The following is a 14,437-nucleotide window of genomic DNA, read 5'->3' as shown; positions in this document are numbered from 1 at the left end:
TGGTCTATTTGGCCTTTCAAATTGGCCCCGGCCACCACACCGAACCGGAAAAGCCGTAATGGAAAAACCGCTTTATCAACTGCCGAATCGCCGGTTTCCCTACGCTGTCGGCATCGATCCGGATCTCAAAGCATCGGGAGTAGGCATGTGGTCCCGGAAGGATCGAAAAGTACTGGTCGCCCAGGTAATGCCCTTTGTAGACCTACAGGCGTGGCTGCTTGACCTCGGGAAAGATCATGTTTTCGTCCACCTCGAAGCGGGTTATCTGAACCCGAAAGCGAATTACCACACGGTCAAATTGCCGAAAGGCGTCGAACCGGGATCGATTCGGGCAAAGGATTACGAGAAACGAGTCCGGGAAGAAATGGCCCGGCGGGTTGGGCAAAACGAAGGCGTCGGGCTGACAATCAAAGCCTTTCTGGAGCATCACGGATTCGGATTCGTCGAAGAAATGCCCCGGAAAGAAAAGTGGACCCGGCTTGAATTTACCCGGTTCACTGGCCTGAAAACAAATAATCAGGAAATCATCGATGCGTGCAGCTACGTCGTCGGACTCTAATCAAAACTATGGACGGAATCTGGAAACAGGTATTAACCGAGCAGGAACGTGACGAAATCCTCGAAATGTACCTCGGCTACGAAAAGATCGGTGGCCAGTACTACGCATCGGTTCAGGATGTAAAAGACAATAAGCCGACCAAAGTCGATTTGCCTCAGCGGGTCACTTTGATGCGCGCCATCGACTACTGCCAGACGGTGCATTACATGAAAGGCTTCAACGAATGCGCTGCGGAAGTGCAAACCGTCATCCAGGAGCATCTGGGCATTACTCTGAATTTCACTTTAAAACTCAATACTCATGTACCTAAAAGCACAAATCCGGTTCCAGCAGCAAAACGAGCAGGGCAAATTCGTGACAAAAAATGAAGTCTATCTGGTCGATGCAGTCAGTTGGACCGAAGGCGAAGCCATACTCTACCGGGAAATGGAATTGCTCCACAACGATTTTTCCATCAAACGGATGGATCCGTTTAAAGTCCACGACATGTTTTTGGACGAATCGATCGATGATAAATACCTCTGCAACGTCGTGTACATTACCGAAAACGATAAGGGTAAAGAAAAGCGAATTCCAATTAACATTCTGGTCAGCGCAACCGACGTCGCCAATGCTCACGAACGCGTCAACGAAGGGTTGAAAACAACGCTCATTCCCTACGAAATCATAGACGTCAAAAAGTCGAACATCCTTGAAGTGTTCCTGTATCAAAAACCCGAAGCCGCCTGATCTCATGAGAAAACCTGCCACACAAACAGTCGGCTCCTCCGGATGGGGATTCAAGCCCGCCGGTGAAAACGTCGCCATTCCGTCCCTTACCGGGAAGAAACGGTACCTGGTCACCGGACCGGATGTCAAGCCCGGTACCTACATCTTTTTCGAAAAAAAGCGGCTTGCTGAGAAAATCCAGAAGTACGGCCGCATGGGACAAAAGCTGATCGGCCCGGGCATCAAACCCGGCGATTTTGAGCAGGACTTCTGGGCTTCTGAATCGGAGCCGGTTGCAGAGCCGCTTGCGGTGCCTGCGGAGGAAAAGCCGACTCGCAACCGGGGCAAAGTAAAACCGCTGGTGTGCCTCAGCAACGGGAAGTTCTACAAATCAGCCATGCATGCCCGTAATGATCTGGGCATATCCACCGCCATGATCGGCTACGCCTGCAACGGAAAAGTCAAGGTGGCGAAAGGGCACCGGTTCCGGTTTGCCACCGCGCAGGAAGTTGCCCAAAAGCGGTTCATAGGCGAACAGGTCGAGGTGCTTGCACCCGGTAAGCGACTGAAACCAACTCAAAAATAACAATCAGGTATGGCAGCGAAAGAGGTAACGATCGACGATGAAATCCACGAGATCGAGCGAGAATTGAAAATGCGCAGGTCTGTTTACCCGAAATGGACTTCAGGGCCCAGCCCAACACTTAAGCCGGAAACGGCAAAACTGCAAATGGAACGAATGGAGTCGGTTTTAGCAAGGCTGATTCGCATTCGTAACCTATCAAAAGGCGAACAAACGAAATTATTCTGATGGAAAATAACGAAACGCTCGAACTGGATTACGACGCCTTCATTGAAAAGAAAATACTTGAGTCTCCCGTTTCAGGGTTCGAGGTGGCCGATTCCGACCTGCACGAAAGCCTGTTTCCACACCAGCGCGATACGGTCAAGTGGGCACTGGCCGGTGGCTGCCGGGCGATCTTCAAATCCTTCGGCCTGGGTAAAACCCGCGACCAGCTGGAGATCGGCCGTCAGATTTACCGGGTGAAGGGCGGCAAGACGTTGTTCATCGCTCCGCTGGGCGTCCGTCAGGAGTTCACGGAAAATGACGGCCCGGCGATGGGAATGGATGTTCAGTACGTTCGCACGGATCAGGAGGTGATCGAATGCGAAACACCGTTCATGATCACCAATTACGAGCGGGTTCGCGAGGGCCAGATTGCCGACTTCTCGGTTTTCTCCTGCGTGTGTCTGGACGAAGCGTCTGTACTGCGGTCGTTCGGATCGAAGACCTACCAGACGTTTCTGGACGTACTGGAGTGCATCCCCCACCGGTTTGTCTTCACCGCTACGCCCTCGCCGAACCGGACCAAAGAACTGATTCACTATGCCGGTTTTTTAGGCGTGATGGATACCGGGCAGGCACTCACGCGGTATTTCCAGCGCAACAGTGAGAAAGCGGGTGATTTGACGCTATATCCGCACAAGGAACGGGAATTCTGGCTGTGGGTATCGTCCTGGGCACTGTTTCTCTCCAAGCCGTCCGATTTGGGTTATGATGATACCGGGTACGATCTGCCGGAACTAAAAGTGGTATTTCACCGGATCCCGGTCGATCATTCCGTGGCCGGATATGATAGCTGGGGTCAGGGCAAATTGTTTCGCGATGCGGCTCTGAGCCTGAAAGATGCGGCCAGAGAAAAGCGGTTATCACTCCTCGACCGGATTGCCAAAGCGGTGGGCATCATCAAAGCCGACGATCCGGAAAAACACTGGTTGCTCTGGCACCACCTCGAAGATGAGCGGAAGGAAATCGAATCGGCTCTTCCCGATGCGGTAACGGCCTTCGGTTCGCAGGATCTGGAAAAACGCGAAGAGCTGATTCAGGCCTTTAGCCGTGGGGAACACCGGATCCTGGCGACCAAACCCGAAATTGCCGGGAGTGGCTGCAATTTTCAGCGCCATTGTCACGCCAATATCTTCCTGGGCATTAATTACGAATTCAACGATTTCATTCAGGCGATTCACCGGACCCAGCGTTTCCAGCAGAAACACACGGTCGAGGTGCATATCATCTACACCGAGTCGGAAGATCAGATCATGCGTCAGGTACTGGCCAAATGGGACCTGCACCGCCACCTGGTTCGCACCATGCAGGACATTATTAAAAAATACGGGCTGGTCAATAACGCGATGGAGTTTGAAATCAAGCGGAGCCTGGGTGTGGAACGTCTGGAGAAAAAAGGGATTCTGTACACGGCCGTGCGGAACGATACGGTGAAGGAAACCAAGCGAATGAAAACCAACAGCGTCGGTTTGGTCGTCACGTCGATTCCGTTCAGCGACCAATACGAATACAGCCCGGCTTATGAGGATTTCGGACACAATGCCGGTGATGAAGCGTTTTTCAAACAAATGGATTATCTGGTACCGGAACTCCTGCGGGTGACGCAACCCGGGCGGCTGGCCTGCATCCACGTCAAAGACCGGATCGAGTTTGGCAGTATGACCGGCAACGGCATGTATTCGGTTAATCCATTCAGCGACAAAACGGTGACGGCCTTTACAAAACACGGCTGGATTTACTGCGGTCGTATCGTCGTGGTGACGGACGTCGTGCGGGAAAACAACCAGACGTACCGGCTCGGTCACACCGAGGTTTGCAAGGACGGCACCAAAATGGGCTGTGGCCAGAATGAGTACGTTCTGCTGTTCAGAAAGCTGCCAACCGATACCTCGAACAGTTACGCGGACGTTCCGGTAACCCGCACCAAAGAGCAGCTTCCCCGGCGGGAATGGCAAATTCAGGCATCCGGTTTCTGGCGCTCATCGGGTGACCGGATGCTGCAACCGGAGGAAATGACCGGCAAGGATGTCGAATCGATTCTACGCTGGTACCGGGATTGGAATAAAAAGAACGTATACGATTACCGTCAGCACGTCGACATGGGTTCTGAATTGGAAAAAGCCGGTCGCATGCCCTCTTCGTTCATGCTCTTCGCGCCCGGTTCTCATTACAACAACGTCTGGACGGACATCGTCCGGATGCGAACCCTGAACAGCAACCAGACTCAGAAGCGCAACGAAAACCACGTTTGCCCGCTACAGCTGGATATCGTGGAACGGTTGATCGGTCGCTATTCCAACGAAGGAGATCAGGTGTATGATCCTTTCGGCGGCTTAATGACCGTGCCGTACGTTGCCATAAAAATGAACCGACGTGGGTATGGAGTTGAATTGAATGCCGCTTACTGGCGGTTCGGCTGTGAATACTGTCAGGAAGCCGAATACAAAAAGACCGTGCCGACACTGTTTGATCTAATTGATTCTGAACAATTTCAAAAAGTTTCCTGATACTTTATTAAAAAAAATGGCTGTTTGGCGATGGACTTATTCCCGTCGCTGACTCCATTTCTACATTAATATAAAAACTTGGCAATGACCGTTGATTATCAAGGATAAGAGAAAAGTAAAGCGACATATTAACTATAGGACCGAGAAGAATCTTTGAAATATTTACTCAACATCATTATTCGAACCCTAATCTTGCTGACGATAATTTTGGGACATAGCGGCTATTTAAAAATTTAAGAATATCATTTTTAAATCTATTTTTTAAGTAGCCAAATCTTTTCTTCTTTTTATCATAAAAATAAATTTCACTAATTGAGTAACTTTTAGATTTGTCAAAATTTTTATAATCCCCTTCAATAGTAAAATACATGATATCATATGGTTTAGATCCATCTATCTGCAAATCTGCAGTGACGCCTTTCCCCATGATCAAGTTATCTACATCTAAAATTGGGATTTTCCCTATTATTCTTAATATATTAGTTGAGTCCTCAACTACAATTCTATTCATTAATTCTAGGCTAGAACTATTAGCTGTTTCGCTACAAAATGAAATTTCATAAATATGATTTTTTTTATTTAAAGATTTTGGCACAATACCAATATTGTCACATAATGTTATTATAGGATCGTTTGGCGTAATAATTCTTGTTTTTGCGGAATCTTTTACAATTGCGATATTTTTATTAGTAGTATCTAATTTCAAACTATATTTCCCAAGTGCTTCAACTACTGTTCTAGTTTTACTAGAATCAGCAAAATCAAACCTTTCTTTCATTACAAGTAGTGAAGAATCTGATTGTTTTTTTGAAACCCTCAGAGAGGAATCGTAGTTATTTTTCAACATAATATCCCTTAAGCCTTGCTTTTTTTCCGCTAATATGTCCTTCTCTTTAATCTCTAGATCATTCAAATAGCTTTGAATGGCAAGGATGGTGACCAGTACAAAATTTATTGCTACTACCCATTTTCCGTTTTTTGTAAGTCTTTTTGTATTTCTCACACCGCTCCTGTCTGTCAATGGACCCGATGAAGAAATGAATGAAGAATATGCTGAAAGTGAGGCTATTATAATAATTATTAGTAAATTCATTTGATAGTCTAGTAAATTCAAAAAATAATTAAATAAATATATAATTAACAAATACATTTAACAATGGGAAACAAAAACAATCGATTCAGCGACCTAACTAATTTTAAGAGAAATGAGAAAAGTAGGTACATTCCTGTAGCAGTACAACGAGAGGTTAGTACAAGGCATTTTTTTGAATGCGCTTGGGATTCAACACCTATAACTCATCAACACCATATTTTTGAATATGCTCAAGGAGGGTTGCACACACCTGAAAACCTTATATTATTATGCCCCAACTGTCACGATCAAGTACATAAAGGTGAAATACCAATAGACGAACTAATTAAAAGAAAATCTACTCATATGAGGGGAGATCGTTTCCCAGGCTTACTCCTAACTAATACCGAAAACCATTTGATTCGAATAGGTGGATCATCTTTCTTGAATGTCCAAGATGCTTTAATTGTGCTTGATGAACCTATGATATCTCTTAGAATTGAAAATGGCAGATTATTCCTTAGTGTGAGATTTTACAATAAAAAGGGAGACTTAATATTTTGGATGTCCAGAAATAGATATTGGGCACCAAGTTCATTTAGAATATTAACGAGTCGGCCAGGAGAAATTAGGATAATTGATCGTGCAGATACAGATCATTATTTAAGAATATGGGAAAATGGCAAGTCAATTTGCATAACAGGAAATAGCTATTTCAAAGGTATTCCAATAAAAATTGATGAAAGAAAAATTGCGATAGGTCCAGAAGGTGAAGCTAACATCATTGTAGGTGGCGGAGTAATCAATCGTCCCTTTGGCATTGTTGTACATGCCCTCAATGGGTTTCGACATTAAAAATCCCAGCACTCATTTGATGGTGCAGGGATTCTGTACCCACCGTAACTTGCATTTTTCACAATCAAATTTAATGTATTGAAAACCGAATCTGTTGCCATTCGCTCAAAATCAATACCTTCGCTCCATGCACCCCATTACCGTAACATCAATGGTCACCAAAAAGATAGTGGAAGACGGACTACCCATTCACCGGTATTTCTTCCAGTGGTCTGACCGCAATACCCTCGGCGCTTTGGTGCTGAGAATGGAACTACTGGATGACAGTGGAAGAGTTCTCGCTTCCGGATCAATAAATCTTCCAAAAACCAAACGGGAATTAACCCAGACGGGCGAAGGGGAAATCTGGGTGTACGACCAGACGCCCTATTTTTATCTGGACGATGTCGCCAGTCACCAGGCTACGAAGTTTCGCTTTACGGCCGTGGTTGGGTTGTTGAAAAAGTATCCGGCGATCGAAGGTGTGATGAATGAGAAATTCGAGGACTTATCCATTTACGGGTAAACCTTCCTCATTTAGCCTTTTCAACTATTCATTAAAAACCATTTCATCTGAATACAAACGTAGTAGTATATTTACCAACAGGTATACATTCACGTCACTATATATGCACGCAATAGAAATTTCCAGCACTTTTTATTTAAAGTTTGGAGAGCCAAGTAAAGACATTCACTTCCCATTTTTTCAATACGGACTTTACAGCATTGGTCACCCTATACTTACTGAAATCCTTGACCCAGACTATATTGCGTTAGTAATGGGTATTAGAAAAAATGTTGAGCTTGAAGACAATCCCTTTTTTTATTGGATATATGAAACCGTAGATTTTGACAGTGTAAGAATTCAAACAGAAAGTAGTTTAAGAACTATTACTCAATTCTTAAGTTGTTTATGGTTCGTTAAAGACAATAGCTGTTCTTGTAATACTGTTATAGCATTTTGTTCAGATGAAAGATTTTCCGAAAGGGATATTGAATTGAGATACAAAAACTCAGCAGGAGAATTTTCTGACACTTTTTTCTCTTTGGCCGAGTTAAATGAAGCCTTAGAGTATTATAACTATCTTGATAATTTATTTTTAATAAACCAACCATTTAAGCCTCCCAATGGATTAATAGAGAATTCTTCAATTGAGGCAATTAGTAGCCTTAATAGTCATAACAGAATACAAAGGGCTTATCAATTGTTAGGCAATGCACGTAATAGCATAATTGTCTCAGATAAGATCGCAAACTATATAATTATTTTAGAATGTTTATTCTCAACAAAAGGAGGGAGTGAAATATCGCATACAATTTCCCAAAACACCGCCAATTATATAGGAATTAACAAATCAGACAAGAAGGAAATCTATAGATTGATAAAACGAGTATATAATATTCGTTCAAAATATGTACATGGACAACAACTTGATAAAAAGGACAGACTACCAGAAACCCAAATTCAACTATCTCAGAAGCTTGACGAAATAATCAGGAAAATCTTTAGAAAAATTTTAAAGTATGATATTGAGACATTTATTGATGACAACAAATTGGATTATCTTTTTGAAGATTTACTTTTTTCAGATCCACCAAAGTTAACAGAAAAGATTTCCGATATTTATTAAACAAAAACCCCGGCCGCATCGCAGCCGGGGTTTCCCTTTTTAACCTAAACCGATTAACCCAAATCGGACCCTCAGCCATTAGCGGCTTAGTATTTTGTACATGGTAAAGGCAGCCAGTCCCCGCCACCCCCAGTTCTCAATTTTGCTCCAGATCAGTTTCCGCCTGTCGGTATCACTCCGCGCCACCGCAGCGGGCTGCGTTACCAATTGATCCCGCATCGATTTGGCCTGGGTCGACAGCTCGGTGATCACCCGCTCCTGCCGGGCGATGTGAATGTCTTTTACCTCCATCAGCTCGGATAAATCCTTCAGCCGTACTTCCAGATCGATGACCCGGCGATGATCGAGCAGGGCCTGCATGGCTCCCTGTGCCGTCAGGATGACATAGCCAGGCGGGGCCTTCGGCTGTATCAGCTCTGTCTCGACATTGATAACCCGGCTGCTATCGGCCCGCCGGTCGGTTGAATACGCGATCGACCTCGCGCTGAAGTGCAGCATCGCTGAGAGTAGCGAGCCAAAGACGATAGTTCTCATGTGCCTTATTGGTTGAATCGAATTTGAATTGATATGCCCTTTCCTTTTTTCGGTACACTGCAGTGTCTTCCCGGAGCCGCCGAACATCCGCCAGCGCCATGGCCAGCGTGTCGGAAATCTGAACACTCCGCATTTCACAGTTCCGGTTTTTCTGACACGACCGCAGCGAGAAAAAGCAAAGGATCAGCAAGGGGCCCAGCGCAAACGGGATCGGCGTCATAAACCAGCCGCATGCCTTTTTCAAAAAAGGCATGCCATTCGCCAGTAACGGGAGCAGCTTCGTTAACATGGCTTCTCGTCGATGGTGAACGGCCGGGTTTTGCGACCCATCCAGTTGACGCCCATTTCCGCTTTCTGGGAATCCAGGTGAATCACATAGAAGTCGGGAATCAGCCGTCGGCTCTCGATCGGAAACGATTTGGAAAACACGACGTCGGTATGATCAGCCCCTACCCAGTTTTCCGGATACCGGATGATGCCTGACCGGCGGGGATTCCAGAGCTGGAAAAAGCCGATCGGGAAATAGCCATCCGCGTTGTAGTGGCAGACCCGGCTGCCCATGGGAAACACGTTGGCATGAACCAGGTAATAGCCCTGGTGCATCGACGGTGGTGCCGAGATGTAGCGAATCCAGTTGCGAAGTCCAAAACAGTTCATCCGGTCGACACCGTGAATACCGAACGGATCAAGGTAGATGCTGTTCAGGATCATCCGGGTCCGTGGAGGCAGATAGATATCGGAATCGATGTGCAACACCCAGTCGCTTTGACTCAGCCGGGCAAGGCCTGCGTTTATGCCCCGGGCCTTGTTGAACGTTGCCCCGTCGTCGTAAAACGCATCGGTCCGGACGAATTCGACATCGTAAGCCTCACAAAGCCGCGCTGTGGCCTCATCTCTGGTATCGGTAACGACCACCAGCCGATCGACCGCCAGCAGCATTGAGGGCAGCGTGTGAGCTAAAATGTCGGCGTAGTTCACGCAGACGGTAACGGCTTCGAGCAGCCGAATGCCCCGTTTCGGAGATCCAATAAAACAGTCTTCAGGTTGGTAATTCATAAAGTCTTGGTATGCTCGATTGCCTTTTGGAGTTTTTGACCGTAGCGCCGGTCGTAAGCGTAGTGGGTAGCGATGTGCGACCGGTAAGCGGATTCTGTTCGAATGCCGTACTTTTCGATCACCATCTGCTCGTAAAGGCGGTAATCAGTCAGCGAATGCCCTACGGTTGCGTAGATGCAGTAGCTGCTTTTCCCGAGGTCGGCATGCAGGTTCCGACTGTTTTTCTTGAACGCGAACCAGTTGTTGTACCTCGTCATCCGGTCTTTCTCCTGCCAACCGCCAGTTTCCAGAAAGGATATCCCGCAGGCGGTTTCAGGAAAGCGAAAACCGGCAGACCGGATCCGGGCAATGCACTGGGCCCAGCGTTCGCGTTTGCTTATTTTGAGCTAGGGAAAGTCGTGGTCCTTTCGCTGGCGCTGGCGATCCTCCATGTCGTAGATTTCCTCCAGGGTAACGAGGTTCTCCTGCTTTTTCCTCAGCTCCTTTTCCTTGGCCTGAATCTGTTTTTCGGTTTTGGCGATTTCCTTTTCGGTACTGTGTAGCCGGTCTTTTAATGCCACTTTCTGAGAATCCCGCTCGGCAATGCGGGTGGAAATCGTATCGACTGCGGACTGCGGCAAGACAATTTGCACCGGTTGCATCAGGACGCTATCCTGATCAAATCCAACGGAGGAAACCGAGTCGACGGGCGGAACGAGTCCAAGCACCTGATTGGCCGATCGCCACGGCCGTGCCGCCATGAGAACCAAAAGCGGAACGAGCAAATACAGCTCTTTGAGTTTGAGAAATTTCATTTGATTAAGTACAGTTACGGTTAAAAAATCACTACAGATCGATCCGGTTCACCACCATGTAGGCTTCCCTTTTCGATCGCTTTTTAATATAAACTCCCTCCTGTTTGGGGTTCGATGGATTGGAGGTATTGCCACCGATGGAAAAGAAGTAGGTTTCATCCTCGTCGATTGACCAGCGGACAATCAATTCGATGTGATCGATGCGCTTGCCCTGAAACCGAAACAGCACCAGGTCACCCGCTACCGGCACTTTCGAACCGGTGAGCTTTCCTGCCCGGTTGACGATGACGGCAGCCGGGACTGACCAGTTCGCGGCCAGAGCAGCACCTTTCACGCCATGTGAAACTCCGGCAATGGTAAAAACGTGGTGGACAAACAGCGCGCACCAGGCGGTGCCCGGCGGGTAGCCGTAGGGCGTCATGAACAGCGAAGCCGGTTTACCCCGGTTGTTGCCGGTTTCCCGGATCCCGACGTATTTGGTGGCCGCACCAATTACGGCCCGACGCTCAGCGATTCGGGCAGTTTGACCAGAAGCAACTGTACAAATAAGTAACAGAAGGCAAGTAAGACAGCGAACGAAAACCATAATCGTTGTTGAGGGGTGAGCTTTTTAAAATCCGTAGTTGCATCGATCGCCGTAGAAGCATCCTGTCGCCAGTACTCCGTTAAAATCGGTATCGTTAAGCGGATGATTGCCACCGCCACAGAAATGACAAAAACCAGCCGGTAAGCCGCAGTCCAGAGCTGAACCATCTCGTTGCTGTAGACGATCTGACCGGGCCGCATCCGGGCCGCCGTCCATCCAGTCCAGTCGGCCAGCACCCAGAACGCCAGAAAAGCAATGGCCAGTCCCATAAGGACCCGCAGGCTGTAAAACCGGTGATACCACTTTTCGGGATTGTCTTCCGGTTCATGCGAAGGCATTTCGACCTCCGGGGCGTCGCTCAGCTGCGGAGCGTTCGCCGGTTTTTTAAACTTCAAATCCATTAGATGGAGGATCGGATTTTGGTGAGAGCCGCGATTTGGTTGTCCAGATCCGTGCGGATCAGCGCACCGACCGCCCGAACAATTTCAATTTTGTCGCCAGCCGTAAAGCCTTCGTTTGTCAGGCCTTCAAAAATGGTTTTTGCGGCTTCTTCTGTCAAAGACGTAGCCGATTGGGTTAATTGCGAATCCATGAGAAGTTTGAAAAGAGTAGCCGACACCGCGCCGGCTACTGGTGATGAATGGGTGAATTAGTCGGAAAGCTTAGGCCTGCCAGCGGGCGCCGACGGTGACCTGCGTGTTGCTCGTGTCGGTCCGCCGAACGCCCAGCTGGTTGGCGTTGGTAATGCCCACGAACGTGAACGAAGCGCCGACTGGTACCGAAACCGCAGCTCCTGCCCCGCCCTGCTGGACATCGATGGCTGCAGCGGTGTTGTTGAACAGCGTCAACTGGCTACAGACCTGCGAAGCAAAAGTCGTGTAGTTCGTACCTGTTGCCGCCGTCTGCGCTGAGGTGTTGCCAGCAGGCGTCACCAGTAGCTGATCGAGAATCCCCGCCAGTGAACCAGCTGGAGCCGCGCCGTCAATCGTGGTGATCGATGCCCCGGTCAGTTGCAGAGATTTACCACCCTGGCTGATTTCTACGCAGGGAACCGGCACCGTCGGAAAAACCGCTGCGGCAAAAAGAAGAAATACCGGGTTCGTAAAAACCCGAACATCCGAGCCGTCAACGGCTTTGATGGTTTTACCTAATTTAGTGATGACCCAAGCCATGAAAAAGCAGGTTTAAAAAATGGAGTTGATACCCTATTTTCAGCTACCAGACACCTTATATCTGGTAGCTGAAAATGAAGGTGATTAGATTAGTTTGGCGCGGAAAACTCCGGTGACGGTTTCCCATCCATCGTAATTTTTGTGGTATCCGGCGGGCCGTGCAAACGTGCCGAAATGGATGGACGGGGTGATTGTCCACTGCGGATAGGCCAGATCCTCTTCTTTCACCCGGATATCCATATCCAGTGAAAACGTTGGTGCATCGGTTTGGGCAACCGAGATTGTCGCCGAACCGTAGGTGGTGTTTGCCACCTTCTGCTGCATGATTACATCTTCGTGTTCGGCGATCGTTTCCATGCAGAAAGCACCCGGATCGATCACAATGATGTGATCTTGCCCCGACAGGGTATCGACCAGCGGATCGTAGTAGAATTCTACATCCAGTTCCGCGAACACTTTGGCGAAATCGTAACCGATGGCAGCTGGAGAGACGATTTTCTTCCGGCTGAAATACGTCAGGGCTTTCAGACCACCGATGACAATCGGACGACCTTCGAACTGGTGAACCGTCCGCATGTTGTTGAACCAGTCCATCACATTCGGATTGACTGAGCCGTCCGAATTGAATGCCTGAATGTTCTGTACCGCCGTATTGCTTGAAGTTCCCAGCAACAGGTTGCCACCGACAGCAGAAATAATGGCGGTCAGGACCGAGGTGTTAACATTCACCAGAACGCTGTCTGATTTCCGCATAATCTGGTCACCCATGTCGCTGAGCAATTGGAAGCCCGGCAGGTTCACCGTCAGCTGTCCGGCGTTGAGTTTCTGCAGGTACGTTTCTGCTTCTTTCTCCAACGCCATCAAATCAACCGTGCGGTACGTCAAGTCCAACTCGCGGTGCGTGTTGTAATCAACGTTTAAAGCCGTAGCCCCTACCGGGTTGGAGCCGTTGGCAACCGTCCGCGAGGTTTTCACCGTCGCTTCGTGTTGCGGCCGGTAGTTCAACGTCACCCTCGCCTGGGGAGTGGATTGCCCCTGAATGATCGACAAGCGGTTGTCATTCTTGGCGTTTTTCGGATTCATTTCTTTGATGAGCTCCGATAATTGGGGAGAGCGGGCCGCCTGAACAGCGCCCAACGGAGAGAACTTTTTACGGTTTCCCAGCGTGTGATTGATTGCGGCCGTCGCAATTCGAGCCGCTGCAATGTTTAAGCCTGATGCCATTTTAAGGTTTACAAGTTACGATTGCCTGTGTCCGACAGGCTGCGGTACGGAATCTAGCTCCCGGTTCCGCCCGGGTGTTATTGTTGTTTAAATCGCTCAGCGTTTCGCTTTTGCGCTTCCGTCATCTGGCCTTCGTTTCCGCCACCGGGAACGGTGATGGATCCGGCAGGTCCCGGGCCTTCTGACTTTTTGAGGTACTCGTTTTCCGTCAGCGTTTTTTCAAGCAGCAAATCAGCGGTAACGGCTTTGTTATCAATGTATAATTCCATCGATGGATCTGCCTTTTGCATGATTTTCCCGGTCGTGATGTCCAGAATCCCGCCAACGGTGTTCAATGTGTCTTTGAAATCAGCCACAACCCGAACACCTTCTTTCGCCTTGGCGTAGTCGACTACATCGCTACGACGGATCACTTTGCTGGCCAGCCGATCAAAGTACCGTTCCTCTTCATGCAGCTTTTTCAGCGTGTTGACTTCCGATTCCTTTTCGGTTTTCAACTTGGTGATTTCGGTATTCAGGTCAGCGATAGCCTTGGCGGTATCGGTTGGATTTCCGCCGGCCGTTTTCAACTCTTTCGCTTTGGTAGCGAGCTTGCCGATTTTCTTCATCGTTGCCTTTTCCTCTTTTTTCAAGGCTTCGATTTCTTCCGGCGTGAAGAGTTCTGCCAAAATTGGATCAATTATGGCATCGGCTCCATTTAAGGCTTCAGCAGCAAATTTCTTTTTCAACGTGGGGCGATTTCCTGCTTCCTCCTCTGTAATAAGTTTGTCGATGAGTGGCTTTGCAACCAGGTCATCATCAACATCCAGTTCGGGTAGAGCGTCGATCGCTGCAGTCAGTTTTGCTTCCGTTGCGTTTACGCCCGCTCGGGTCGCCAGTTTTTTAAAGAGTTCTTTTAATTGCATTTCACGAT

21 protein-coding genes are annotated in these 14,437 nt (G+C 48.2%); 9 read left to right on the top strand and 12 right to left on the bottom strand.

Annotation, left to right across the window (positions count from 1 at the left end; all coding sequences use genetic code 11):
• Window positions 1-58 precede the first annotated feature (58 nt).
• The 6 genes from FH871_RS24265 to FH871_RS24240 are packed head-to-tail and all read left to right on the top strand — an operon-like array spanning window position 59 to window position 4,621.
• Window positions 59-559 (top strand): hypothetical protein, encoded by a 501-nt coding sequence (locus tag FH871_RS24265; protein WP_138994025.1) that lies wholly within the window; start codon window positions 59-61, stop codon window positions 557-559.
• 8 nt (window positions 560-567) lie between these two features.
• Window positions 568-927 (top strand): hypothetical protein, encoded by a 360-nt coding sequence (locus tag FH871_RS24260; protein ID WP_138994024.1) that lies wholly within the window; start codon window positions 568-570, stop codon window positions 925-927.
• A complete protein-coding gene (locus FH871_RS24255) occupies window positions 860-1,288 on the top strand; it encodes a DUF4494 domain-containing protein (RefSeq protein WP_138994023.1) in 429 nt (142 codons plus the stop codon). The genes FH871_RS24260 and FH871_RS24255 overlap by 68 nt, the downstream gene beginning before the upstream one ends.
• A gap of 4 nt (window positions 1,289-1,292) precedes the next feature.
• Entirely contained in the window at window positions 1,293-1,853 is a 561-nt protein-coding gene (locus tag FH871_RS24250) for a hypothetical protein (protein ID WP_138994022.1), read from the top strand.
• A gap of 9 nt (window positions 1,854-1,862) precedes the next feature.
• The gene (locus tag FH871_RS24245; protein ID WP_138994021.1) at window positions 1,863-2,078 is read left to right on the top strand and encodes a hypothetical protein; all 216 of its coding nucleotides are present in this window, start codon (window positions 1,863-1,865) and stop codon (window positions 2,076-2,078) included.
• Complete coding sequence (locus FH871_RS24240) at window positions 2,078-4,621, top strand: DNA methyltransferase (protein WP_138994020.1); 2,544 nt, start codon at window positions 2,078-2,080, stop codon at window positions 4,619-4,621. The genes FH871_RS24245 and FH871_RS24240 overlap by 1 nt, the downstream gene beginning before the upstream one ends.
• Window positions 4,622-4,796: 175 nt before the next feature.
• Here FH871_RS24240 and FH871_RS24235 read toward each other — a convergent pair whose 3' ends face one another.
• Complete coding sequence (locus FH871_RS24235; protein WP_138994019.1) at window positions 4,797-5,714, bottom strand: hypothetical protein; 918 nt, start codon at window positions 5,712-5,714, stop codon at window positions 4,797-4,799.
• Window positions 5,715-5,777: 63 nt separating this feature from the next.
• On the opposite strand from FH871_RS24235, the gene FH871_RS24230 reads away from it, so the two are divergent.
• The 3 genes from FH871_RS24230 (at window position 5,778) to FH871_RS24220 (ending at window position 8,158) form a co-directional block, all read left to right on the top strand.
• Complete coding sequence (locus FH871_RS24230) at window positions 5,778-6,548, top strand: HNH endonuclease signature motif containing protein (RefSeq protein ID WP_138994018.1); 771 nt, start codon at window positions 5,778-5,780, stop codon at window positions 6,546-6,548.
• A gap of 127 nt (window positions 6,549-6,675) precedes the next feature.
• Complete coding sequence (locus FH871_RS24225; RefSeq protein ID WP_212768261.1) at window positions 6,676-7,053, top strand: hypothetical protein; 378 nt, start codon at window positions 6,676-6,678, stop codon at window positions 7,051-7,053.
• Between the two features lie 103 nt (window positions 7,054-7,156).
• Window positions 7,157-8,158: a HEPN domain-containing protein gene (locus FH871_RS24220; protein WP_138994016.1), complete on the top strand. Its 1,002-nt coding sequence runs from the start codon at window positions 7,157-7,159 to the stop codon at window positions 8,156-8,158.
• Window positions 8,159-8,236: 78 nt separating this feature from the next.
• Here the strand turns inward: FH871_RS24220 and FH871_RS24215 are convergent, their stop codons facing one another.
• From FH871_RS24215 to FH871_RS24170, 11 genes are all read right to left on the bottom strand, one after another.
• Complete coding sequence (locus FH871_RS24215; RefSeq protein WP_171062935.1) at window positions 8,237-8,656, bottom strand: hypothetical protein; 420 nt, start codon at window positions 8,654-8,656, stop codon at window positions 8,237-8,239.
• Window positions 8,601-8,981, bottom strand: a complete 381-nt coding sequence (locus tag FH871_RS33275) for a hypothetical protein (RefSeq protein ID WP_171062934.1) — start codon at window positions 8,979-8,981, stop codon at window positions 8,601-8,603. Before FH871_RS33275 ends, FH871_RS24215 begins: the two co-directional genes overlap by 56 nt.
• Window positions 8,975-9,748 carry a glycosyltransferase family 2 protein gene (locus FH871_RS24210; protein ID WP_138994014.1) on the bottom strand — a complete coding sequence of 258 codons (774 nt, stop codon included), beginning with the start codon at window positions 9,746-9,748 and terminating at the stop codon, window positions 8,975-8,977. Before FH871_RS24210 ends, FH871_RS33275 begins: the two co-directional genes overlap by 7 nt.
• Window positions 9,745-10,005 (bottom strand): hypothetical protein, encoded by a 261-nt coding sequence (locus FH871_RS24205; protein WP_229317540.1) that lies wholly within the window; start codon window positions 10,003-10,005, stop codon window positions 9,745-9,747. The genes FH871_RS24210 and FH871_RS24205 overlap by 4 nt, the downstream gene beginning before the upstream one ends.
• A 129-nt stretch (window positions 10,006-10,134) precedes the next feature.
• Window positions 10,135-10,542 (bottom strand): hypothetical protein, encoded by a 408-nt coding sequence (locus FH871_RS24200; protein WP_138994012.1) that lies wholly within the window; start codon window positions 10,540-10,542, stop codon window positions 10,135-10,137.
• A 31-nt stretch (window positions 10,543-10,573) separates the two neighbouring features.
• Entirely contained in the window at window positions 10,574-10,963 is a 390-nt protein-coding gene (locus tag FH871_RS24195) for a hypothetical protein (RefSeq protein WP_138994011.1), read from the bottom strand.
• A gap of 71 nt (window positions 10,964-11,034) precedes the next feature.
• On the bottom strand, window positions 11,035-11,529 hold the full coding sequence (locus FH871_RS24190) for a hypothetical protein (protein ID WP_138994010.1): 495 nt from the start codon (window positions 11,527-11,529) through the stop codon (window positions 11,035-11,037).
• On the bottom strand, window positions 11,529-11,720 hold the full coding sequence (locus tag FH871_RS24185) for a hypothetical protein (RefSeq protein WP_138994009.1): 192 nt from the start codon (window positions 11,718-11,720) through the stop codon (window positions 11,529-11,531). Before FH871_RS24185 ends, FH871_RS24190 begins: the two co-directional genes overlap by 1 nt.
• Window positions 11,721-11,790: 70 nt before the next feature.
• Window positions 11,791-12,300, bottom strand: a complete 510-nt coding sequence (locus FH871_RS24180; protein ID WP_138994008.1) for a hypothetical protein — start codon at window positions 12,298-12,300, stop codon at window positions 11,791-11,793.
• Between the two features lie 84 nt (window positions 12,301-12,384).
• Window positions 12,385-13,524 carry a hypothetical protein gene (locus FH871_RS24175; protein WP_138994007.1) on the bottom strand — a complete coding sequence of 380 codons (1,140 nt, stop codon included), beginning with the start codon at window positions 13,522-13,524 and terminating at the stop codon, window positions 12,385-12,387.
• Window positions 13,525-13,601: 77 nt separating this feature from the next.
• Window positions 13,602-14,429 carry a hypothetical protein gene (locus FH871_RS24170; RefSeq protein ID WP_138994006.1) on the bottom strand — a complete coding sequence of 276 codons (828 nt, stop codon included), beginning with the start codon at window positions 14,427-14,429 and terminating at the stop codon, window positions 13,602-13,604.
• Window positions 14,430-14,437: the final 8 nt, after the last annotated feature.

Source organism: Larkinella sp. C7, from assembly GCF_006149005.1.
In the GTDB taxonomy this organism is placed as follows: domain Bacteria; phylum Bacteroidota; class Bacteroidia; order Cytophagales; family Spirosomataceae; genus Larkinella.
This window is presented reverse-complemented; position numbering and strand designations above follow the sequence as displayed.